The organism is Streptomyces sp. NPDC002499, from assembly GCF_053595415.1.
In genome coordinates this window covers 397018-420057 of record NZ_JBSFXO010000005.1, presented here as the reverse complement: position 1 = coordinate 420057, position 23040 = coordinate 397018, and the positions used below count along the sequence as shown (strand labels likewise).

The 23040-nt window shown below is 70.9% G+C and carries 18 protein-coding genes; 10 read left to right on the top strand and 8 right to left on the bottom strand.

Translation table 11 applies throughout. The features are described from left to right. Positions 1-84: 84 nt before the first annotated feature. Positions 85-1077 (bottom strand): aldo/keto reductase, encoded by a 993-nt coding sequence (locus ACWD5F_RS16000; protein WP_401715999.1) that lies wholly within the window; start codon positions 1075-1077, stop codon positions 85-87. A gap of 288 nt (positions 1078-1365) precedes the next feature. Continuing rightward, positions 1366-2109, bottom strand: a complete 744-nt coding sequence (locus ACWD5F_RS15995; RefSeq protein WP_451254737.1) for an SGNH/GDSL hydrolase family protein — start codon at positions 2107-2109, stop codon at positions 1366-1368. A gap of 132 nt (positions 2110-2241) precedes the next feature. Here ACWD5F_RS15995 and ACWD5F_RS15990 point away from each other — a divergent pair, with 132 nt between their 5' ends. After that, positions 2242-3216, top strand: a complete 975-nt coding sequence (locus ACWD5F_RS15990; protein WP_451254735.1) for a WD40 repeat domain-containing protein — start codon at positions 2242-2244, stop codon at positions 3214-3216. Here ACWD5F_RS15990 and ACWD5F_RS15985 read toward each other — a convergent pair. Together ACWD5F_RS15985 and serC are read right to left on the bottom strand one after the other, a co-directional pair. After that, the gene (locus tag ACWD5F_RS15985) at positions 3190-3876 is read right to left on the bottom strand and encodes a transmembrane-type terpene cyclase (RefSeq protein WP_451254733.1); all 687 of its coding nucleotides are present in this window, start codon (positions 3874-3876) and stop codon (positions 3190-3192) included. The genes ACWD5F_RS15990 and ACWD5F_RS15985 overlap by 27 nt on opposite strands. A 121-nt stretch (positions 3877-3997) precedes the next feature. Then, positions 3998-5116 (bottom strand): phosphoserine transaminase, encoded by a 1119-nt coding sequence (serC, locus tag ACWD5F_RS15980; RefSeq protein ID WP_451254731.1) that lies wholly within the window; start codon positions 5114-5116, stop codon positions 3998-4000. A gap of 103 nt (positions 5117-5219) precedes the next feature. On the opposite strand from serC, the gene ACWD5F_RS15975 reads away from it, so the two are divergent. Further along, complete coding sequence (locus tag ACWD5F_RS15975) at positions 5220-8156, top strand: FAD-binding and (Fe-S)-binding domain-containing protein (protein ID WP_451254729.1); 2937 nt, start codon at positions 5220-5222, stop codon at positions 8154-8156. 65 nt (positions 8157-8221) lie between these two features. On the opposite strand, the gene ACWD5F_RS15970 is transcribed toward ACWD5F_RS15975, so the two are convergent. After that, entirely contained in the window at positions 8222-9448 is a 1227-nt protein-coding gene (locus ACWD5F_RS15970; protein WP_451254727.1) for a sensor histidine kinase, read from the bottom strand. 328 nt (positions 9449-9776) lie between these two features. On the opposite strand from ACWD5F_RS15970, the gene ACWD5F_RS15965 reads away from it, so the two are divergent. The 5 genes from ACWD5F_RS15965 (at position 9777) to ACWD5F_RS15945 (ending at position 16866) form a co-directional block, all read left to right on the top strand. After that, positions 9777-12026 (top strand): MMPL family transporter, encoded by a 2250-nt coding sequence (locus ACWD5F_RS15965; protein ID WP_451254725.1) that lies wholly within the window; start codon positions 9777-9779, stop codon positions 12024-12026. A 183-nt stretch (positions 12027-12209) separates the two neighbouring features. Continuing rightward, on the top strand, positions 12210-13343 hold the full coding sequence (locus ACWD5F_RS15960) for a lipid II:glycine glycyltransferase FemX (RefSeq protein ID WP_451254723.1): 1134 nt from the start codon (positions 12210-12212) through the stop codon (positions 13341-13343). Positions 13344-13554: 211 nt separating this feature from the next. After that, positions 13555-13686, top strand: coding sequence for a hypothetical protein (locus tag ACWD5F_RS15955; RefSeq protein WP_019057298.1), 132 nt, complete (start codon positions 13555-13557; stop codon positions 13684-13686). 120 nt (positions 13687-13806) lie between these two features. After that, the gene (locus ACWD5F_RS15950) at positions 13807-15795 is read left to right on the top strand and encodes an ABC transporter ATP-binding protein (protein ID WP_451254721.1); all 1989 of its coding nucleotides are present in this window, start codon (positions 13807-13809) and stop codon (positions 15793-15795) included. Between the two features lie 135 nt (positions 15796-15930). Then, the gene (locus ACWD5F_RS15945; RefSeq protein WP_451254718.1) at positions 15931-16866 is read left to right on the top strand and encodes an EamA family transporter; all 936 of its coding nucleotides are present in this window, start codon (positions 15931-15933) and stop codon (positions 16864-16866) included. A gap of 27 nt (positions 16867-16893) precedes the next feature. On the opposite strand, the gene ACWD5F_RS15940 is transcribed toward ACWD5F_RS15945, so the two are convergent. The 3 genes from ACWD5F_RS15940 to ACWD5F_RS15930 form a co-directional block, all read right to left on the bottom strand. After that, on the bottom strand, positions 16894-17637 hold the full coding sequence (locus ACWD5F_RS15940) for a class I SAM-dependent DNA methyltransferase (protein ID WP_451254716.1): 744 nt from the start codon (positions 17635-17637) through the stop codon (positions 16894-16896). A gap of 171 nt (positions 17638-17808) precedes the next feature. Continuing rightward, positions 17809-18015, bottom strand: coding sequence for a DUF397 domain-containing protein (locus ACWD5F_RS15935; RefSeq protein WP_451254715.1), 207 nt, complete (start codon positions 18013-18015; stop codon positions 17809-17811). Then, on the bottom strand, positions 17975-18823 hold the full coding sequence (locus ACWD5F_RS15930) for a helix-turn-helix domain-containing protein (RefSeq protein WP_451255113.1): 849 nt from the start codon (positions 18821-18823) through the stop codon (positions 17975-17977). The genes ACWD5F_RS15935 and ACWD5F_RS15930 overlap by 41 nt, the downstream gene beginning before the upstream one ends. Before the next feature lie 123 nt (positions 18824-18946). Here ACWD5F_RS15930 and ACWD5F_RS15925 point away from each other — a divergent pair, with 123 nt between their 5' ends. Genes ACWD5F_RS15925 through ACWD5F_RS15915 form a run of 3 tightly spaced genes read left to right on the top strand, consistent with a single transcriptional unit; the run spans position 18947 to position 23036 of the window. Continuing rightward, positions 18947-19741 carry a TIGR03084 family metal-binding protein gene (locus tag ACWD5F_RS15925; RefSeq protein WP_451254713.1) on the top strand — a complete coding sequence of 265 codons (795 nt, stop codon included), beginning with the start codon at positions 18947-18949 and terminating at the stop codon, positions 19739-19741. Then, the gene (locus tag ACWD5F_RS15920) at positions 19738-21441 is read left to right on the top strand and encodes an acyclic terpene utilization AtuA family protein (RefSeq protein WP_451254711.1); all 1704 of its coding nucleotides are present in this window, start codon (positions 19738-19740) and stop codon (positions 21439-21441) included. Before ACWD5F_RS15925 ends, ACWD5F_RS15920 begins: the two co-directional genes overlap by 4 nt. Then, positions 21438-23036: an acyl-CoA carboxylase subunit beta gene (locus ACWD5F_RS15915; RefSeq protein WP_451254709.1), complete on the top strand. Its 1599-nt coding sequence runs from the start codon at positions 21438-21440 to the stop codon at positions 23034-23036. The genes ACWD5F_RS15920 and ACWD5F_RS15915 overlap by 4 nt, the downstream gene beginning before the upstream one ends. Positions 23037-23040: the final 4 nt, after the last annotated feature.

The window sequence follows — 23040 nt, the reverse complement described above, 5'->3', positions numbered from 1 at the left end:
GGGACCTGGTCGCGCCCACGCGGCGGAGCCGCACATGTCACAGCCCCGCGCCCCTGAAAGACGGGGCGTTCGCCCTCACGGCGTTTACCAGGCGAAGGCCTCCGGAGACGGCCCCGGGCCCGGGAAGATCTCGTCCAGCGAGGCGAGGATCTCCTCGCTCAGCTCCAGCTCCACGGCCCGCAGCGCGGACTCCAGCTGCTCGGCGGTGCGCGGGCCGACGATCGGGCCGGTCACGCCGGGACGGGTGAGCAGCCAGGCCAGGGCGGCCTCGCCGGGCTCGATCCCGTGCTTGTCGAGCAGATCCTCGTACGCCTGGATCTGGGCGCGTGAGGTGGGGTTGGCGAGGGCGTCGGCGGCCCGGCCGGAGGCGCGGCGGCCACCCTGGACCTCCTTCTTGATGACCCCGCCCAGCAGCCCGCCGTGCAGCGGCGACCAGGGGATGACCCCGAGGCCGTACTCCTGCGCGGCCGGGATGACCTCCATCTCGGCGCGGCGCTCGGCGAGGTTGTAGAGGCACTGCTCGCTGACGAGGCCGATGGTGCCGCCGCGGCGGGCGGCGATCTCGTTGGCCTGGGCGATCTTGTAGCCGGGGAAGTTGGAGGAGCCGACGTAGAGGATCTTGCCCTGCTGGATGAGGGTGTCGATCGCCTGCCAGATCTCCTCGAAGGGCGTCGCCCGGTCGATGTGGTGGAACTGGTAGATGTCGATGTAGTCGGTCTGGAGCCGCTTGAGGCTGGCGTCGACCGCGCGCCGGATGTTCACGGCGGAGAGCTTGTCGTGGTTGGGCCAGGCGTCGCCGTCCGCGGCCATGTTGCCGTAGACCTTGGTGGCGATGACCGTCTTGTCGCGGTGGTCGGGGCTCTTGGCGAACCAGCTGCCGACGATCTCCTCGGTGCGGCCCTTGTTCTCGCCCCAGCCGTAGACGTTGGCGGTGTCGAAGTAGTTGATGCCCGCGTCCAGCGCCGCGTCCATGATCGCGTGGCTGTCCGCCTCGTTCGTCTGCGGTCCGAAGTTCATCGTGCCGAGGACCAGTCGGCTGACCTTGAGGCCTGTGCGTCCGAGCTGCGTGTACTTCATGAGTACTTAGCCAACGACTTCGAGTGCGCTCTATGCAAGGGGGGTCAGTCGCGGGGGAACTCGGCGGTGGAGAGGGTGAGGCCGACCACGGTGCCGGTGAGATCCATGTCGTCCCCGAACGCCACCTTCGTCTCGGTCGCGTAGTCGTCACGAGGACCTCTCCGCCGACCCGCACGCCGTCACGCACGGTGTTCTCGACTTCCTCGGGCTCGCCCTGCCGACCGGACGGCGGATCACTCCCAGTCACCGGCGCCAGGCCGACCGGCTCAATCAGGAGTGGGCCGAGCGCTATCGCCTGCCGGCCGAGGTCACCGCGTCGAAGTCAAAGGTGCCGTCGTCGCCGCCCTCCTCGCCGTCGTCCTCGTAGTACTCCTCGCCCCACCCCCACGCCTGATGCATCGCCCCCGCGAACGCCGCCGCGATCTTGTGCTCGCCGGACGCGTTCGGGTGGGTGCCGTCGTACGTGTCGTGGTTGACGTCGTACGACTCGGGGAGGGAGGCCAGGAGGAGGGGGGAGCGTGGGTCGTCGAGGTCGGCGACGGCCTTCGCCTGGAGTTCGTTGAAGAGGGCGACCTCGGCGGCGAAGGGGGCGTCCTGCTGGGCGCGGATGTTCGGGATCACCGGCAGGAAGACCATGCGGACGGACGGCTTCGCGGCGCGGGCCTCGGCCACGAAGGCCCGTACGTTGTCGGTGGTCTGCCGTGCGTTCGTGTAGAAGCCCAGGTCGATCAGGCCCAGGGCGACGAGCAGGACGTCGGCCCGGCAGCCGCGTACCGCCTCGCCGATCAGCGGGGCCATGTGCAGCCAGCCCTCGCCCCAGCCGGCCAGGTGGGCGCGGGGGAAGTCCGGGTCGGCGTACTCGTACGAGGTCGGCGTGTCCGTCGCCTTGTCGTACAGCGTCTCGCGCGGGCCGACCAGCGTGAACGGGCCGCCGTATGTGTCGCGCAGGTGCTGCCACATCCGGTAACGCCATGTGTGTTCGCCGGCGCTTCCGATCGTCTGGGAGTCGCCGACGGGCATGAACCTGAGCATCCGCTCATGATGGACGATCGACGGCGGCCGGAGGGCCGGGTGGGGTGTGAGGCCTGCCACCTCGCCGGGGACGGAGACCCGCTGGGCCCGGCACCTCGCCGGAACGCGGGCGCGGGATGGCAGGCTTGGGGCATGCGCCGACCGTTCGCCCTCATCGCCGGGGTCCTGCTCGTGGGTGCCTTCGCGCTCCCCGCTTCCGCCGCCGACGGTGACAAGGGATTCACCATCAAGGACTCACGCATCACGGAGTCCAGCGGTCTCGCCGCCTCCCGCCTGCATCCCGGCATCTACTGGACCCACAACGACAGCGACGACGGGCCCTACCTGTACGCCGTCGACAGCGCCACCGGCGAGACCGTCGCCCGGCTCACGCTCACCGGGATCGGCTCGCCGCGTGACGTCGAGGCGATCTCCATCGGGCCCGACAACCAGATCTACGTCGGCGACATCGGCGACAACCTCGGCGGCACCTGGCCGTACGTGTGGATCTATCAGCTGCCCGAGCCGAAGGTGCTGAAGGACCAGACCCTGCGGGCCACGCAGTACGTCGTGAAGTACTCGGACGGGGCCCGCAACGCCGAGTCGCTCGTCGTCGACCCGAAGACCGGGCGCGCGTACATCATCGACAAGAACGAGGACGGCGGGCACCTGTACGAGGGCCCGGCGAAGCTCTCCGCGTCCGGCACCAACATCTTCAGGCCCGTCGCCACGGTCGACCTCTGGGCGACCGACGCGGCCATCTCCCCGAACGGCAAGCAGCTCGCCGTGCGCGGCTACTTCGGCGGCATCTACTACGACTGGAACGGCGGGAAGATCAAGCGCGCGGGCCGCCTCAACGTGCCCCTCCAGGGTCAGGGCGAGTCCGTCACCTACACCGACGACGGCACCAAGCTGATGTACGGCAGCGAGGGATCCGACAGCTCGGTGCAGGCGGAGGACGCGCCCGGCGGGTCCTCGTCCGGCTCGTCCAAGTCGCCGTCCGGGGGCGGGAGTTCGGCGAGCGGTGACAACGGCTCCGGCACGGACGGCACGCTCAAGGTCGGCGTGGTGGCCGTGGCCGTGGTGGCGGCCGTCTTCGGACTACGACGGCTGTTCCGCCGTAACTGACGGGCGGGGGCGGGCGGTTGACTCCGAAGCCGCCGGGTCGGTGAACGCCTCGCCGTCCCGCTTCGCGCGTACGCACAGCCAGATGTAGGCGAGGTCGAGCACGCTGCACATGATGCCGAGGCCGAGCAGGAACCCGCTGTCCTTCAGGGCGCCGAAGAGGATCGTGGGCGCGAGCGTGCCGAGCCACTTGGCCACGGCGATCGTCACCGACTGCCCGCGCGGTCCGCGCCGGGCGACGAACATCGCGATGAACAGGCCCGACATCAGCAGGTTCTGGAGGAACGCCGCGTACCCGGCCCCGTCGTCCGCGCCGAACCTCGCCAGGAACAGCCACTGCACGGCGAACGACATGGCGAAGAGCACCACGCCCCAGCCGACGAACATCCACCGCGTGACGAAGGCCGGGAACTCGGCCCGTCCGTACCGGAAGAACGTGTAGACGATCACGACGTCGGCGAGGCCCCACACCAGGTTGACGCCGGCCTGCGCCGACGGGTCGACGGCAAGCCCGCGCACCGCGTACGTCCACTCCCAGGCGAAGTTCAGCCCCAGCGCCACGGCCGGAATGGCATAGGTGCGGTCCCGCAGTCCGAGTCGGCTCGCCTCGATGTACACGATCGTCCAGGCGATGCCGCTCACGAGCGTGAGGAACATGTGCATCGGGTTCGTCTCCTGTCGTGGGCGCGTCCCGAGCATTCACCCACAGGCGACCGGAGGACAGAAGAGGCGCCCCGCGGCTGAACCAGCCGCGGGGCGCCTCTTGTTGACCTGTTCGAGGTGGCTACAGCTTCTCGATGACGTAGTCGACGCACTTCGTCAGTGCCTCGACGTCCGCCGGGTCGATCGCCGGGAACATCGCCACGCGCAGCTGGTTGCGGCCCAGCTTCCGGTAGGGCTCGGTGTCGACGACGCCGTTCGCGCGCAGCACCTTGGCGACCGCGGCCGCGTCGATCTCGTCGGCGAAGTCGATGGTGCCGATGACCTGGGAGCGCTTGGTGGCGTCCGTGACGAACGGGGTCGCGTACTTGGACTCCTCCGCCCAGCTGTACAGGCGGGTCGAGGAGTCCTTCGTGCGGGACGTCGACCAGGCCAGACCGCCCTGGCCGTTGATCCACTTCAGCTGCTCGTTGAGGAGGAACAGCGTGGCGAGGGCGGGGGTGTTGTACGTCTGGTTCTTGCGGGAGTTGTCGATCGCCGTCGGGAGGCTGAAGAACTCCGGGACGTGGCGGCCGGACGCGTGGATCCGCTCCGCGCGCTCGATCGCGGCCGGGGAGAAGACGCCGATCCACAGACCGCCGTCGGAGGCGAAGGACTTCTGCGGGGCGAAGTAGTAGACGTCGGTCTCGCTCACGTCCACCGGCAGACCGCCCGCGCCGGACGTGGCGTCCACGAGAACCAGTGCGCCCTCGTCGGCTCCCGCGACCCGCTTGATGGGTGCTGCCACACCCGTCGACGTCTCGTTGTGCGTGAAGGCGTAGACGTCCACGCCCGCTTCGGCGGCCGGCTCGGGGTGCGTGCCGGGGTCGCTCGCGACGACGGTCGGCTCGGCCAGCCACGGCGCCAGCTTGGCCGCCTTGGCGAACTTCGAGCTGAACTCGCCGAAGGTCAGGTGCTGCGACTTGTTCTCGATCAGACCGTGCGTCGCCACGTCCCAGAAGGCCGTGGAGCCGCCGTTGCCGAGGACGACCTCGTAGCCCTCGGGGAGGGAGAACAGGTCGGAGACGCCCGCGCGCACCTCGCCGACGAGGTTCTTCACCGGAGCCTGCCGGTGGGAGGTGCCGAGGAGTGACGTACCGGTGGCGGCCAGGGCGTCCAGCGCCTCCGTCCGCACCTTGGAGGGACCCGCGCCGAAACGTCCGTCCGCGGGCTTGATGTCAGAGGGGATCTCGATCTCAGCCACGAGAGGGAGGTTAGCCGCTGGAGGAAACCTGGGTGAAACGTCGTCCGTCGGGTGAGACGGCGTCCACGGTCGGGTCGGGCGGCGACTTTGATTTGCTGGAGTCATGACGGAACTCCAGGCAGCGCTCCGCAAGGCCGTCCGCGGCGAAGTGCGCTTCGACGTCACCGCCCGGGCGCTGACCACCATGGACGCGTCCAACTACCGCCGGGTGCCGGTCGGGGTGGTCGCCCCGCGGGACGCCGACGACGTGGCCGCCGTGCTGGAGGTGTGCCGGGAGCGTGGGGTGCCCGTTGTCGCCCGGGGCGGAGGGACCTCCATCGCCGGGCAGGCCACCGGGACCGGAGTCGTGCTGGATTTCACCCGGTACATGAACCGGATGTTGACGCTCGACCCCGAGGCACGGACCGCCGTCGTGCAGCCCGGGCTCGTTCTTGACCGGCTTCAGGAGGCCGCCGCCCCGCACGGGCTGCGGTTCGGGCCCGATCCGTCCACGCACAGCCGGTGCACGCTCGGCGGGATGATCGGCAACAACTCCTGCGGCTCGCACAGCGTGGCGTGGGGGACGACCGCCGACAGCGTGCGCGAGCTGGACGTCGTCACCGTGGGTGGGGAGCGGTTGCGGCTCGGGCAGGAGTGGGCCGGAGCGCCCGAGGGACTGCGGGCGCTGGTGGAGGGGGAGTTGGCGCGGTTGCGGACCGGGTTTCCGGAGCTGCCCCGCCGTATCTCCGGGTACGCGCTGGACGCGTTGCTGCCGGAGAAGGGCGCCGATGTCGCCCGTTCCTTCTGTGGGAGCGAGGGCACGCTCGGGATCCTCACGGAGGCGGTCGTAGGGCTCGTCGAGGCGCCACGCGCGCGTGCGCTGGCGGTGCTGGGATACGTCGATGAGGGCGCCGCCGCCGAGGCCGCGGCGGGGTTGTTGCCCCACCACCCCCTGACGGTCGAGGGGATGGCCGCCGATCTGGTGCCCCCGGGGGCGAGTGGACTGCCGCGCGGCGGGGCCTGGCTGTTCGTGGAGACAGGCGGGGAGTCGGACGGGGAGGCACGCGCGCGTGCGGAGGCGATCGTGCGGGCCGCCGACGTCGTCGACGCGCTCGTCGTCACCGACCCCGGCGGACAGCGGGCGCTGTGGCGGATCCGGGAGGACGCCAGCGGTACGGCGACGCGGATGCCGGACGGCAGCGAGGCGTGGCCGGGATGGGAGGACTGCGCGGTGCCGCCGGCGCGGCTGGGCGCGTATCTGCGGGACTTCCGGGGGCTGTTGACCTCGCACGGGCTGCGCGGGACGCCGTACGGACACTTCGGGGACGGCTGCATCCACGTCCGGATCGACTTCGACCTGCTCACGGAGGCGGGCATCGCCCGCTTCCGGCGCTTCTCGGAGGAGCTCGCCGAAGTCGTCGTCGCGCACGGCGGATCGCTCTCCGGAGAGCACGGGGACGGCCAGGCCCGGGCCGAGTTGCTCCCGACGATGTACGGCGAGGAGATGGTCGATCTCTTCTCGCGCGTGAAGGGCGTCTGGGACCCCGACGACCTCCTCAACCCCGGCATGCTGGTCCGCCCCGCCCCCCTCGACGCCAACCTCCGCTTCGCCGTCCTGCCCCGCGAACCCGTCGACGTCGCCTTCGGCTACCCCGCCGACGGCGGCGACTTCTCCGCGGCGGTCCGCCGCTGCGTCGGGGTCGCGAAATGCCGTACGACATCGGTGACCGGCTCCGCCGTCATGTGCCCGTCCTTCCGGGCCACCGGCGACGAGACGCACTCCACGCGCGGCCGGGCCCGGCTGCTGCACGAGATGCTCGCCGGTGAGGTGGTGACGGACGGCTGGCGGTCCGAGGAGGTGCGGGACGCGCTCGACCTGTGCCTGTCCTGCAAGGGGTGCCGCTCCGACTGCCCGGTCGAGGTCGACATGGCCACGTACAAGGCGGAGTTCCTGCACCACCACTACGCCGGCCGGCGTCGCCCGGCCGCCCACTACAGCATGGGCCGGCTGCCGGTCTGGCTGCGCTGGGTGGACCGTACGCGCACCGCGCCGATCGTCAACGCCCTTGCCCCCGTACGGCCGTTGGCGTGGGTGGCGAAACGGCTGGGCGGGATCGCGCCGGAGCGGGGCATCCCGCGGGTGGCGACGCAGACGTACAGCCGGTGGCTGCGGCGGCGGTTCAGGAAACAGGTGCGGACCTGGCGGGACGAGCTGCGCGCGGGCGGTCGGCCCGGCGTCCCGGAGACGGCCGCGTTCCTGTGGCCGGACACCTTCACCGAGCACCTCGCGCCGGAGGTCGGGCGGGCGGCCGTACGGGTGTTGGAGGCGGCGGGAGTCCGGGTCATGGAGCCGCCGACGCGACCGTGGCGCGTGCACCGGTTCGCCGAGGGCGGGCTGGAGGGCATCAGCGTGCCCTCGCCGCTCGGGCGCCGCCGGAGCCGGGTCTGCTGCGGACTGACGTACATCTCGACGGGTCAACTCGACCGCGCCCGCGAGGTGTTGCGGCACACCTTGGACCTGATGGACCCCTTCCTCCTCCCGGAACTGGACGAGACCGACCCGTCGCCGATCGTCGTCCTGGAACCCAGCTGCGCCGCCGCCCTCCGCACCGACCTCCCCGAACTGCTCCACGACGACCCCCGCGCCGCCCGCCTCGCCGCCCGCGTCCTCACCTTCGCCGAGGCCCTCGAACGTCTCGCCCCCGACTGGACCCCGCCCCGCCTGGACCGCCCGGTCACCGGCCAGACCCACTGCCACCAGCACGCGGTCCTGGGCGACGCGGCCGACCGCCGCGTGCGCGCCGCCGCGGGCCTGACCGGTGAACTGACCGGCGGCTGCTGCGGGTTGGCGGGCAACTTCGGCTTCGAGCGCGGCCACTACGAGGTGTCCGTGGCCTGCGCGGAGGACCAACTCCTGCCCGCGGTACGGGAGTCCCCGACGGACGCGGTGGTCCTGGCGGACGGCTTCTCGTGCCGGACACAGTTGGAGCAGGTGGGCGGGGTGCGGGGGCGGCATCTGGCGGAGGTGCTGGCGGAGGGGCTGGAAGGGGAGGGGGCGTGAGATGACCTCGGCGTGCGAAACCGGGCGGCCGGGCGTCCTCGCCGACAGTCGCGGGGTACGCCCCGTCACATCGTGGGACCGGCGTCCATGACAGCGCGGGGCAGGCTCGCCCGTACCTCCCACTGACCGGAGCCCGCGCCACCGGCCCAGAACGTGCCGTCGAGGGCCTCGACGCGTTCGCGCAGGCCGATCAGGCCGAAACCGCCGCGGCCGCCGGCCGGATGGTCCGCCGAGTGGTTCGCCGGGTGGCCCGCCGGGTGGAGTCTCGCGCTGTTGGTCACCGTCACCCGCAACCACTCCGGATCGGCGTCCAGGCGTACGGTGACCCGCTCGCTGGGGGCATGCCGCATCACATTGGTGAGGGCCTCCCCGACCACCCGCAGCACGGTCGCCTCGACCTCCGGGCTGAACCGGCTCGTGCGGGCCGCGGCGCTCGCCTCCAGCCGGGCCGCCGGGGCGTCGGGCCGGTGCCGGCAGAACTCGGCGACCAGATCCCCCAGTTCGGCGAGGAGGTCGCCGGGGCGCAGCGCCTGATGGCCTTCCTCGCGCAGCACCCGTACCAGGCGCCGCATCGACTCCAGGGTCTCCGTGCCGGACCGGGCGATGGCGTCCAGGGCCGGCTCGACCTTCTCGGGCGCGGACGCGTGGACGGCCCTGGCCGCGTTGGCCTGCACGATGATGGCCGTCATGTGGTGGGCGATCAGGTCGTGCAGATCCCGGGCCAGAGCCAGCCGCTCGGCCTGCCGCACATCCCGCACCGCACGCTGCCGGCGGGCCTCGGTCGCGCGGACCAGACAGCCCATGGCGATGCCCAGCGAGAGCATGATCGTGGCCATGTAGCTGCCGCCGACGAAGCCGTCCAGTGTGCGGGTGCGCGCTGTCTGCATCAGCAGGCAGACGGCGAGCGCGGCGACGGTCCACACCATGGGCCGTACGGGATGGATCTGGGCGATCGCCCGGATGATCAGGAACAGCAGCGCGAAAGCCTCCAGGTAGCCGACGTCCGTCCCGCTCACCGGCACGAACAGGCACAGGACGCTGACCGTGAGGGACACGGCCGCCACTGCCAGGGCCCGGGCCGGGAGGGACAGCGGGTAGCGGGCGTTGGGCACCGCGAGCGCGGCCAGCGGACCGGTGACGAACACCGGCAGCCACGTGGTGGGCGCGATCGGCGGCTCGGTCACGAACACCAGCACCAGGATGTCGGCCGCCCACAGCAGGCCCAGGGAGACCACCGCGGCGGCGGAGATGACGCGCCGGATACCGGTCGAAAACGGAAACTTCCAGTCCACGCGGCCAGCCTAGGGAGCCGGACCGCTCCCGCGTTGTCGGCCGGATGGCCGACACGGCCCGCCGCAGTACGTCCCCAGGTCTGACGCCGGGCCGCAGGGGCCGGCCACAGCATGGTTGACGGGCACGGGCGTTCCCCCGGCGCCGGTGCCCCACCCCGACCGTCGACGACGACGGACCGCGTCCGGACCCCTTCGACGGGCCGGGTGGCCCGGGCCCCGCCCCCCTTCCCGTCCTCGTCCCGCTTTCCCTACCTCCCTCTGTTCTCCCGTCCTCCTCTTCTGTTCTCCCGTCCTCCTCTCGTTCCTGACGTACGGAGTTGTCTTTCTCATGGCTACATTTCTGCACCGGCTCGGGCGCGGCGCGTTCCGGCGCCGCTGGCTGACCCTGCTGCTCTGGGCGGTCGTACTGGGCATCGCCGGCGCCGCGGCGGCGGGCAGCAGTGGCGGCGGCGACTCGAACGTCACCCTGCCCGGCATCGAGGCGCAGAAGGCGTACGACGTACTCGAGAAGAAGTTCCCCGCGGCCAACGCCGACGGGGCGAGCGCCCGAGTCGTCGTGCGGGCGCCCGAGGGGCGGAAGCTGGCCGACAGAGGTCCGCGGGCCGAGGTCGAGGCGCTGCTCGGCGACCTGAAGGACTCCTCGCCGCGCGTCGCCTCGGTCGCCGACCCGTTCGCGGCGAAGACCGTCAGCGCCGACGGCACCACCGGCTACGCCCAGGTCACCTACAAGGCCAAGGCCGCCGACCTGACCGACGCCGACCACGACCGCCTCGACGACGCCCTCGACACCGCGCGCGAGCAGGGCCTGACCGTCGAGGCGTCCGGCAGCGCGCTGGCGCCCGACGCGGAGGCCGCTTCCTCCGAGGCGATCGGGTTCGTGCTCGCCGCGCTGATCCTGGTCATCACCTTCGGCTCGTTCATCGCGGCCGGCCTGCCGCTGCTGACCGCGGTGGTCGGCGTCGGCGCCACCATGGGCGCCATCACCGCGCTCACCGCCGCCCTCGACCTGAACAGCAGCACCTCGGCCCTGGCGACCATGCTGGGTATCGCGGTGGGCATCGACTACGCCCTGTTCATCGTCTCCCGCTACCGCTCCGAACGCGCCGCGGGGCACGGGGCGCGCGAGGCCGCCGCCCGGGCGAACGGCACCGCCGGTTCCGCGGTGGTCTTCGCCGGTGTGACCGTCGTGATCGCGCTGGCCGGCCTGGCCGTGGTGAACCTGCCCATCCTCACGGCCATGGGCATGGCGGGCGCGGGTGCCGTCGTCGTCGCCGTCCTGGTCGCCATCACCCTGGTCCCGGCGCTGCTCGCCTTCGCCCCCGAACGCGTCCTCGGCCGAACCTCCCAGAAGAAGTCCAACAAGGAGTCCAACGACCAGTCCAACAAGCAGTCCCGTCCCAAGACCGCCGCCTCGAAGGCGCCGGTCGCCGAGCGCTGGGCGGCCTTCGTCCTGCGCCGGCCCTGGAAGGTCCTGCTCTTCTCGGTCCTCGGCCTCGGTGTGATCGCGCTGCCCGCGACCCGGCTCGAACTGGGCCTGCCCGACGACAGTTCCAAGCCCACCTCGACCACGGAGCGCAAGGCCTACGACCTGCTCGCCGAGTCGTTCGGCCCCGGCTTCAACGGCCCGCTGACACTCGTCGTCAGTGGTGGCGACCCGGCGGTCACGAAGACCGCGGTCGGTGAACTCGACGGCAGGGTAAAGGACTTGAAGGATGTCGCCGCCGTCACCCCGGCGACCTACAACCCCGCCGGTGACACCGCGATGGTCACCGTCGTCCCCAAGAGCTCCCCGTCGAGCGAGCAGACCAAGGACCTCGTCCACACCATCCGCGAACAGGCCCAGGGCGTCGAGACCGCCACCGGCGCGCAGGCCCTGGTCAGTGGCACCACCGCGATGAACATCGACGTCGCCGCGAAGTTCTCCGCCGCGATCGTCCCCTATCTGGCGCTCGTCGTCGGCCTGGCCTTCCTGGTCCTGATCCTCGTCTTCCGGTCGGTCCTGGTGCCGCTCAAGGCGGCGCTCGGCTTCCTGCTGTCCGTCCTGGCCTCGCTCGGCGTGGTGGTCGCGGTCTTCCAATGGGGCTGGTTCAAGGACCTGTTCGGCCTTGAGACCACCGGCCCGATCATGAGCCTGATGCCGATCCTGCTGGTCGGCATCGTCTTCGGCCTGGCCATGGACTACCAGGTCTTCCTCGTCACCCGGATCCGGGAGGCGTACGTCCACGGCGCCGATTCGCGCACCGCGATCACCGAGGGCTTCCGGCACAGCGGCAAGGTCGTCGCCGCGGCCGCGCTGATCATGACGGGTGTCTTCGGCGGCTTCGTCGGCGGCGCCGACGCCATGATCAAGTCGCTCGGCCTCGGTCTGGCCGCGGCGGTCGTCTTCGACGCGTTCGTGGTCCGCATGACCATCGTGCCCGCCGTCCTGGCCCTGCTCGGCCAACGGGCCTGGTCGCTGCCCGGCTGGCTGGACCGGCGCCTGCCGCACGTCGACATCGAGGGCGAGAAGCTCGACACCGCGATCCCGGCCTCCTCCGAACCCGGCCACAGGGACGCCGACTTCACCCCGACCCACTGAGCCGGCACGTCAGGAGTGAGCCATGCGGAGAGGCACCGCGGTCCTCGCCGACACCTGGGTGTCCCTGAGAGCGGCGAACCGTGTACGTGAGAGCGGCGATCCGTGTGCTGGAGAGCGGCGAACCGTGTCCCTGGGACGGCCCTCGTAGGCTGACGGACTCCGTCACCGTAAGGAGTTCCGCCCGTGACCGCCCTCCGCCTCCGGCCCATCACCCCCGAAGAGCATCTCGCCTTCGTCGCGACCCTCCCCGCCGCCAGTCACATGCAGGTCCCCTCCTGGGGCGAGGTGAAGCCGGACTGGCGGGCGGAGGGTCTGGGGTGGTTCGAGGAGGACGGGCGGCTGGTGGGGGCGGGGCTGGTGCTGTACCGGCCGTTGCCGAGGGTGAAGAGGTACCTCGCGTATCTGCCCGAGGGGCCGTTGATCGACTGGGCCGCGCCCGATCTCGTCGAGCGGTGGCTGGTGCCGATGCTCGCGTATCTGAAGGGGCAGGGCGCCTTCTCGGTGAAGATGGGCCCGCCCGTCGTCGTACGCCGCTGGAGCGCGGACGCGGTGAAGGCCGCGATCGCCGACGCGGACGCCCACCGGCTGCGGGACGCCGAGCCGACCTCGTACGAACCGGGGGCCGCCGAGATCGGTGACCGGCTGCGCGGCGCGGGGTGGCGGCAGGCCGAACCGGGCGGTGAGGACGGCGGGTTCGCGGCCGGGCAGCCGCGGTACGTCTTCCAAGTGCCGTTCGCCGGACGGTCGTTGGCGGAGATCCACCGGGGCCTCAACCAGCAGTGGCGGCGCAACATCAAGAAGGCCGAGAAGGCGGGCGTGACGGTCGTCAGGGGCGGTTACGAGGACCTGCTCGCCTTCTACGAGTTGTACGCCGAGACCGCCGAACGCGACCGGTTCATCCCGCGCCCGCTGCCGTACTTCCAGCGCATGTGGACCGCCCTCACCACCGAGGACCCCGACCGGATGCGCCTGTACCTCGCCCGGCACGACGGCGACGTCCTCGCTGCGGCCACGATGCTGACCGTCGGCGACCACGTCTGGTACTCCTACGGCGCCTCCACCGCACGCAGGCGCGAGGTCCAGCCCAACAACGCCATGCAGTGGCGCATGATGACCGACGCCCACGAACTGGGCGCCTCCGTATACGACTTCCGGGGCATCACCGACACCCTGGAGGAGTCCAACCACCTGCTGGGGCTGCTGCGCTTCAAGGCGGGCGCCGGCGGCGAGGCGATCGAGTACCTCGGGGAGTGGGACTTCCCGCTGAGCCGGGTGCTGCACAAGGCGCTGGAGCTCTACATGGCCCGCCGACCATAAGGCTCCTCTCAGGTTCATAAGGGAACTCTCAGGTTTGGCGCCCGCTCTCAGGGAATGCCAAGGTTTTCACAGGGGTTGTTTGCCTTTCGGTCGCCGACTTTGCCGCTCCTTGGGTTCTGATCCGTGTAGGTTCCTGGGTGTCGGGAATTCCCCGGGCGGTAACACGCTCGACTTTGACGCAATAACCACTGCACAACCCTAGGAGTCCGGAATGAGCCTCAAGAAGCTCGCCCCGCTGCCCCCGAAGCCCAAGTCGAAGCAGCTCCCGCCCCCGCCCCCGAAGCCGCGGAAGAAGCACCAGCCGAAGCCGCTGCCGAAGCCGCTGCCCGGCCAGGACAGCTGATCCGGCGGTAGGAGGAGGGCCGACCCACGCAGTCGGCCCTCTTTTCTTTCCTGAATTCGAACCGGAACGCACGACTTAATTCCGGTGATGTGGAGCGACGGAAAGCGGAGGGAATGCGAAATGGGCACGGAAGCGGCTGACCTCGAATACGAGGACGATGAAAGCGACGAAACTCCCACCATTCCCGCCCGCACGGCCTTCCGCCGCTTCTGGCCGCTGACCCGCGGCCTGCGACGCTGGCTGATCCTCGTCTGGGTCTGCACGGTGCTCGCCGCACTCGCCGAGACCGAGGCGATCCTGCTCTTCGGCGACCTCACCGACCGCGCCCTGGCGAAGGGATCGCTGAGCGCGTTCTGGAGCCCGGCGATCAAATGGCTGGGCGTGGCGATCGTCGGCGCGGTCGTCGCGTACGCCGGAAACTCCCTTGCCGCGTGGGCGACCGAGCGCTTCGTGATGCGGCTGCGCGAGCATGTCTTCGACCACGTACAGCAGTTGCCGCCGCACTTCTTCCAACGGCACCGCCAGGGCGACCTGTTGTCCCGCCTGACCAGTGACGTCGAGGCGATCGAGACACTCGTGGTCTCCGGCGTGGTCGGCACCGCCTCCGCCCTCTTCTCCGCGATCTTCTACGCGGCCGCCGCGTTCTGGCTGCGCTGGGACCTGGCCGCCGCCACCTTCGTGCTCGCGCCGCTGTTCTGGCTGGCGGCCCGCCGTTTCTCCGGCTCCATCAAGGACGTCTCGCGCGAGGGCCGGGTCGCGGACGGCGCGATCACGTCGGTGGTCGAGGAGTCGCTCGGCAACATCGTGCTGACCCAGGCCTACGACCGCCGGGACGCGGAACGCCGGCGGCTGCACGAGGAGGCGACCGCCTGGTTCCGCGCCTCGGTCCGCTCGACGCGGCTGAACGAGGCGTACGAGCAACTCGTCGCCGTCATCGAGACGGTGTGCGTGCTCGCGGTGATCGGCATCGGCGCCTGGGAGATCTCCACCGGCCGCATGACGCTGGGCCAACTCCTCGCCTTCTCCGCCTTCTTGGGCTACCTCTACCCGCCCGTGCGCGGTCTGGCCCAGCTCGGCCTGACGATCACCGCGGCGACGGCGGGCGCGGAACGGCTCATCGAGATCCTCGACGTACGCCCCTCCGTCGCCGACCCCCGACGCGGCGCGGACGTCGGCCGCCCCGACGGCACGGTCGAGGTGACGGGCGTCTCCTTCACCTACCCCGGCGCCGACGCCATGGCCCTCTCGGACCTCTCCTTCACCGTCGGCCAGGGCGAGTTGGTCATCGTCACGGGCCCGAGCGGCGCGGGAAAGTCGACGGTGTCCAAGCTCCTGCTCCGCTTCTACGACCCCGACGCGGGCGACATCCGCCTGGACGGCGTGCCCCTGCGCGAGTTCCCGCTCGCCCGCCTCCGTGAGTACGTCACCCTGCTCCCGCAGGAGACGCTCGTCCTGCACGACACGGTCCGCGCGAACATCGCCTGCGGCCGGCCCGGCGCCAGCGAGCAGGCGATCGAGGACGCTGCGCGGGCGGCCGACGCGCACGACTTCATCGTCAAGCTCCCCGCCGGCTACGACACGAGGATCGACCCGGGCACCGCCCGCCTCTCCGGCGGCCAGCTCCAGCGCCTCGCCATCGCCCGCGCGATCCTGCGCGACGCCCCGGTCCTGGTCCTCGACGAACCGACCACCGGCCTCGACGCGATCGCCGCCCGCCGGGTCGTGAAACCCCTGCGCCGCCTGATGGCCGGCCGCACCACGATCATGATCACCCACGACCTCAACCTCGCCCCCGACGCCGACCGCATCCTGGTCGTCGACGGCGGCCGCATCGTGGAGACCGGCCGCCACGAGGAGCTGCTCGCGTGGGGCGGGGCGTACTCCCGCCTGCACCGTTCGCAGAACAACGCGGCGATGGACACGGGTGAGCTGCGCCTGCCGCTGTTCACGGAGGAGCCGGTGCCCATGCCGGCCGCGTACGCCGCCTACGGGTACGACGGGTACGCCGGTTATGGAGTACCCGCGGGATACGAGTACGGGACGGTCCCGACCACCCTCCCCGACGGCCGCCCCCTGTTCCGGGACGAGGTGCCCTGGCCCGGCATCTGATCATGACGGCCGAGTCCAGCATTCAGGACAGTTCCATAATGGGTTTTCACGCCTGACGAGGTCCACTACCCTGGACTCGACAGTGCATCATGATGGACGTACCCGGAATTGCCGACCCGAGCCCCAGGACAGCCCGTGACCACCCCCAGCACAGCCACCACTTCTTCCGCGCCCGCATCAGTGTCCGGCGAAGCGACCGCGCACCGCCGTGGCTCCCTCGGTCCCGTGGGCCTGGTGCTGGCGGGCGGTGTCTCGGTCCAGTTCGGTGCGGCGCTCGCGGTAGGTCTGATGCCGAGGGCGGGCGCGCTCGGAGTGGTGACCCTGCGCCTGCTCGCGGCGGCCGTGGTCCTCCTGGTGATCTGCCGCCCCCGCCTGCGCGGCCACTCGCGCACCGACTGGGGCACGGTGATCGTCTTCGGCGTCACCATGGGCGCGATGAACGGCCTCTTCTACCAGGCGGCGGCCCGCATCCCACTCGGCGCGGCGGTCACCCTGGAGGTCCTGGGCCCCCTGGCCCTGTCAGTCTTGGCCTCCCGCCGAGCGATCAACTTCGTCTGGGCGGGGCTGGCCCTGGCGGGCGTCTTCCTGCTGGGCGGCGGGGGCTTCGGCGACCTGGACCTGGCCGGAGTCGCCTTCGCACTGGGCGCGGGCGCGATGTGGGCGACGTACATCATCTTCAGCGCACGGACGGGCCGACGTTTCCCACAGGCGGACGGATTGGCTCTGGCCATGGGAGTGGCGGCACTGCTGATGCTGCCGCTGGGGGTCGTGGAGTCGGGCACGAAGCTCCTGGACCCGGTGACGATCGCGCTCGGCTCGGCGGTGGCGATCATGTCCTCGGTCCTCCCGTACACCCTGGAACTCCTGGCCCTCCGCCGTCTCCCCTCCTCCACCTTCGCCATCCTCATGAGCCTCGAACCGGCCCTCGCGGCAACGGCCGGCTTCCTGATCCTGAACCAGGCGCTGTCGGCGGTGCAGGCTGCGGCGATCGCGCTGGTGGTGGTGGCGAGCATGGGGGCGGTGCGGACGCAGGTGGGGCGGCGGGGGAAGGTGCGGTTGCCGGTGGAGTAGGCCGCACTCGGCGGGAGCCCGCCGGAATCAATCGGCGCTCTTCTCCCACACCGACACATGCCGCCGACTCTCACTCGTGAACGGCGTCCGCGCCCAGTCCTCCCACCGGTCCCGCAACCGCATCCCGGCCAGCCGGGCCATCAGGTCCAACTCAGCGGGCCACACGTACCGGAACGGGATGGACGAGTACGAGGCGCTCCCGTCCGGGTCGATCCTGACGTGGTGCGAACTCATCGCCTGGGTGGCGACGTCGTACGTGTCGAACCCGAGCCGGCGCTCGCCCACGTGGAACGGCACCGCGTCCTGTCCGGGCGGCAGCCGCCGCAGATCGGGAACCATCACCTCTACGACGAAGCACCCGCCCGGCACCAGATGCGCGGCGGCGTTGCGGAAGCAGTCGACTTGGGCGTCCTGGGTGGTCAGATTCATGAGCGTGTTGAACACGAGGTAGGCGACCGCGAATTCGCCGTCCACCGTGGTGGTCGCGAAGTCCCCGATCGTCACGTCGACGTCCTGGCCGCCGGGCTTCTCCCGCAACCGGGCCACCATCGCCCGGGACAGATCGATCCCGCACACCTCGACACCCCGCCGCGCCAACGGCAACGCGATCCGCCCGGTCCCGACCCCGAACTCCAGCGCCCGCCCGCCCCCGACCAGCCCCGCCAACACATCCACGGCCGGCTCCACCGCGTCCGCCTCGAACATCTCCGCCGACGACTCGTCGTACGCCGCCGCCACGGACTCCCCGAAGTAACCGTCGTCATCGACCATCGGGGGACGGTACTGCGGGGTGGAGCGGGGGTGCGCGCGAATTTCGCAGTACGGCCGGGATTTAGGGCCCTGACGTCGGGTCCATGAACGTGCTCCAGGCGCACAGCGCGCTGCCTGCGCGGTCGTGACTCCGCACTTTCTGGCGGCCTACGACCGGGACACCGTGAACATCTAGTCCGGCAGATCCTCGGCCGCACCGCGGACGAAAGCGGTGAAGGCGGCAGGGGTGAGGGTGAGGGCCCCGGCCGAGGGGTTCTTGGAGTCGCGGACGGCTATGTGGGGGGTGAGGTCGGCGACCTCGACGCACTGACCTCCGGTGTCTCCGCTGTAGGACGACTTACGCCAGGTCGCGCCCGTCAGGTTCCGGTTGGTTGCCATACCGCTCCTCCATCACGCGGGCGATCAGAGCCGCCGAGTCGTCAACGGAGAGCGCGGCGGCCTGCAGATGATCGTAACGGACCGAACCCTCCTTGACGGCTTCCGGATTGGCCGTCATGTGCCCCTGCACGAAGTCCTCGGTGTAGACGATGTCGGGGTCATTGGCGAAGCGCAGAAGGTTGAAGGAACCCATCAGGCCCGTGTGCGCTCCCGCGCTGAACGGGAGGATCTGGATCTCCAGCCAACGCCGCTTCTGCATCGCCAGGATGTGGGCCAACTGCTCGCGCATGACCTCCCGGCCTCCCACCTCCTGATGAAGTACTGCCTCGCTCAACACCACCCACATCACCGGTGGTTCGTCCCGGTCCAGGATCCGCTGGCGGTCCAGCCGAGCAGCGACCTTGCCGTCGATGTTGCCTTCGTCCCGCGCACCAAGCACCGCGCGAGCGTAAGCGGGTGTCTGAAGCAGCCCATCCACCAACTGGGCCTGGAAGCTGGAGATGTACGCCGCCTTCGCCTCCATCTCCGCATACGGCTGAAACCAGTTCGGCAACTGACTCCGCAGCACCAGCCCAACCAGCCTGGAAAACGTCCCGTCCGTCCCCAACCCCGCGTCAACCCGTTCGGAGAACTCCCGCGTCGGCACCTTCAACGTCGTCTCGATCTGTCCGATCAGTGATCCCGAACAGAAGACGATCGAGCCCAGCTGCGCCAGCGTCAGCCCCGCTGCCTCCCGATGCCGCCGCAGCTCGTATCCGTAGTAGTCCAACGGCGACGCACTGGGATCGAGCTCCCGCATGTTGGCCACAGTCACCACCACCTCCCATCACTGAGCGTAGCCAAATGGTCGCGTACCGGCACTCAACTTGTGGAAACCCAAATCAATACAAGCACGCTTGATTGTTTCTGGCGTCGCTGCCATGCTCCTCCCATGGCCGACCCCACGCCCGTCATCGACGACCTGCGCGCGGAGAGCGAGGAACTCGACGCGCTCGTGGCCGAGTTGCCCGCGGACCGCTGGGCGCTCGCGACCCCCGCCGCCGGTTGGACCGTCGCTCATCAGATCGCGCATCTCGCCTGGACCGATCACCACTCCGTGCTGGCCGTGACCGACCGGGAGGCCTTCTCCCGTGAGGTCGAGAAGGCGCTGGCCGAACCCGGTGAGTTCGTGGACAACGGGGCGGAGGCGGGGGCGGAGAAGGCGCCGGCGCAGTTGCTCGCGGACTGGCGGGCCGGGCGGGAAGCGCTCGACCACGCCCTGCGCGCCGCCCCCGACGGTGCTCGTTTCCCCTGGTACGGGCCGCCCATGGCCACCGCCTCCATGGCCACCGCCCGGCTCATGGAGACCTGGGCCCATGGCGGGGATGTGGCCGAGGCGCTCGGTGTCGACCGCACCCCCACCGACCGGCTCCGGCACATCGTCCGGCTCGGGGTTCGTACGCGTGACTACGCGTTCGGCGTGAACGGGGCGCAGCCGCCGTTCGAGGAGTTCCGGATCGAACTCACCGCGCCCTCCGGGGACTTGTGGGTCTACGGTCCCGAGGACGCCACCGACCGCGTCACCGGCCCCGCCCTCGACTTCTGCCTCCTCGTCACCCAGCGTGCCCACCGCGCCGACCTCGCCCTGCACGCCGACGGCTCCGACGCCGACCGCTGGCTCGACCTCGCCCAGGCCTTCGCAGGGCCGCCGGGACCCGGCCGCGCCCCGAAGGGAACCGGTCAGTGACTGCACCCGAGGTCCACCCTCTCCGCATAGGCAACGCCTCCGGCTTCTACGGCGACCGTTTCGACGCCCTGCGCGAGATGCTCACCGGCGGCGAACTGGACGTCCTCACCGGCGACTACCTCGCCGAACTGACCATGCTGATCCTGGGACGGGACCGGCTGAAGGATCCGTCCGGCGGCTACGCCCGTACCTTCCTGCGGCAGTTGGAGGAGTCCCTCGGTCTCGTCCACGAGCGCGGGGTGAAGATCGTCAGCAATGCCGGTGGGCTCAATCCGGCCGGACTGGCAGGGCGCGTAAGGGAGTTGGCCGACCGGCTCGGCATCCCCGTCCGCGTCGCCCACGTCGAGGGCGACGACCTCACCGCCGCCCACCCCGGCAGCCTCGCCGCCCACGCCTACCTCGGCGGCTTCGGCATCGCCGAGTGCCTGCGGCGGGGCGCGGACATCGTCGTCACCGGGAGAGTGACGGACGCGGCCCTGGTCACCGGTCCCGCCGCCGCCCACTTCGGCTGGCAGCCGGGGGAGTACGACCGCCTCGCGGGCGCCGTCGTCGCCGGCCACGTGCTGGAGTGCGGCACCCAGGCCACCGGCGGCAACTACGCCTTCTTCGCCGAGACGTTCGCCAAGGCCCCCGGAGACCTCCGCCGCCCCGGCTTCCCCCTCGCCGAGATCCACGAGGACGGCACCTGCGTCATCACCAAGCACCCCGGCACCGGCGGCCTCGTCGACGTCGGCACGGTCACCGCCCAGTTGCTCTACGAGACTCAGGGCGCCCGGTACGCCGGACCCGACGTCACCGCCCGCCTCGACACGATCAGGCTCAGCCCGGACGGGCCGGACCGGGTCCGTATCGACGGCGTGCGCGGCGAGGCCCCGCCGCCCACCCTCAAGGTCGGCCTCAACCGCCTCGGCGGCTTCCGCAACGAGGTCGCCTTCGTCCTCACCGGCCTCGACATCGAGGCCAAGGCCGCCCTCGTGCGCGAGCAGATGGAGCCCGCGCTCGCCAAAGTCGCCGACGCACGCTGGGAGTTGGCCCGCACCGACCGCCCCGACGCCGACACCGAGGAGACCGCGAGCGCACTGCTGCGGCTCGTCGTACGGGATCCGGAGGAGCGGGCCGTCGGACGTGCGCTGAGCGGGGCGGCGGTGGAGCTGGCCCTCGCGAGCTACCCCGGCTTCCACGTGCTCGTCCCGCCCGGGAAGGGCTCGCCCTACGGGGTCTTCGAGGATGCGTATGTGCCTCAGGGAGACGTGGCCCACGTGGCGGTGCTCCCCGACGGGCGACGGATCCCGGTGGCACCGGCCCCCGAAACCGTCGTACTGGAAGAGCCGCCGCAGCCCCCGCTGCCCGCATCCCTGCCCTCAACCCCCACCCGCCGCGCCCCCCTTGGACTCGTCGCCGGGGCCCGGTCCGGGGACAAGGGCGGGAACGCCAACGTCGGTGTATGGGTGCGGAACGACGAGGCCTGGCGGTGGCTCGCGCACACCCTCACCGTCGAGCGGTTCCGTGAACTCCTGCCGGAGACCGCCGACTTGACCGTCGTACGGCACCCGCTCCCCAACCTCCGCGCCCTGAACTTCGTCGTCGAGGGAATCCTCGGCGCGGGCGTCGCCGCCCAGCACCGCTTCGATCCGCAGGCCAAGGCCCTCGGCGAGTGGCTGCGCTCCCGCCACCTGGACATTCCGGAGGCCCTCCTGTGACGGTCATCGACTCCGCCCTGGACATCAACAGTCCCGACTACCGCGCCAATCGCGAGGCCCTCCTCGCCAAGCTCGCCGATCTCGACACCGAGCACGCGAAGGCATTGGCCGGCGGCGGACCCAAGTACGTCGAACGGCACCGCAAGCGCGGCAAGTTGCTCGCGCGGGAGCGCATCGAGCTGCTGCTGGACCCGGACACGCCCTTCCTGGAGTTGTCGCCGCTCGCGGCCTGGGGCAGTGACTACGCCGTCGGCGCCTCGCTCGTCACCGGGATCGGGGTCGTCGAGGGCGTGGAGTGCCTCATCACCGCCAACGACCCGACCGTGCGCGGCGGGGCCAGCAATCCCTGGTCGCTGAAGAAGGCGCTGCGCGCCAACGACATCGCGCTCGCCAACCGGCTGCCCTGCATCAGCCTGGTGGAGTCCGGCGGGGCCGATCTGCCGTCCCAGAAGGAGATCTTCATCCCCGGGGGCGCCATCTTCCGTGATCTGACCCGGCTTTCGGCCGCCGGTATCCCGACCGTCGCCGTCGTCTTCGGGAACTCCACCGCCGGCGGCGCCTACATCCCCGGCATGTCCGACCACGTCATCATGGTCAAGGAGCGCGCCAAGGTCTTCCTCGGCGGACCGCCCCTGGTCAAGATGGCCACCGGCGAGGAGAGCGACGACGAGTCGCTGGGCGGCGCCGGGATGCACGCACGCGTGTCGGGGCTCGCGGACTACTTCGCCGTCGACGAGCAGGACGCGCTGCGCCAGGCCCGGCGGGTGGTGGCCCGGCTCAACCACCGCAAGGCGTACGAGGATCCGGGCCCTGCCGCGCCGCCCAAGTACGACGAGGAAGAGCTGCTCGGCGTCGTCCCGGGGGACCTGCGCGTCCCCTTCGACCCGCGCGAGGTCGTCGCCAGGATCGTCGACGGCTCCGACTTCGACGAGTTCAAGCCGCTGTACGGGACGAGCCTGGTGACCGGCTGGGCGACCCTGCACGGCTATCCCGTCGGCATCCTCGCCAACGCGCAGGGCGTGCTGTTCAGCCAGGAGTCCCAAAAGGCCGCCCAGTTCATCCAGTTGGCCAACCAGCGCGACATCCCGCTCCTCTTCCTGCACAACACCACCGGCTACATGGTCGGCAAGGAGTACGAGCAGGGCGGCATCATCAAGCACGGCGCGATGATGATCAACGCGGTCAGCAACAGCCGCGTACCGCATCTCTCCGTGCTGATGGGCGCCTCGTACGGGGCCGGGCACTACGGCATGTGCGGGCGGGCGTACGACCCGCGCTTCCTCTTCGCCTGGCCCAGCGCCAAGTCCGCCGTCATGGGCCCGCAGCAGCTCGCCGGCGTCCTGTCGATCGTCGCCCGCCAGTCGGCGGTCGCGAAGGGCCAGCCCTACGACGACGACGCGGACGCCGCTCTGCGCGCCATGGTCGAGCAGCAGATCGAGTCCGAGTCGCTGCCGATGTTCCTGTCCGGGCGGCTGTACGACGACGGCGTCATCGACCCGCGCGACACCCGAACCGTCCTCGGCCTGTGCCTGTCCGCCGTCCACACCGCGCCCTACGAGGGCGCGCGCGGTGGCTTCGGCGTCTTCCGGATGTGAGGTC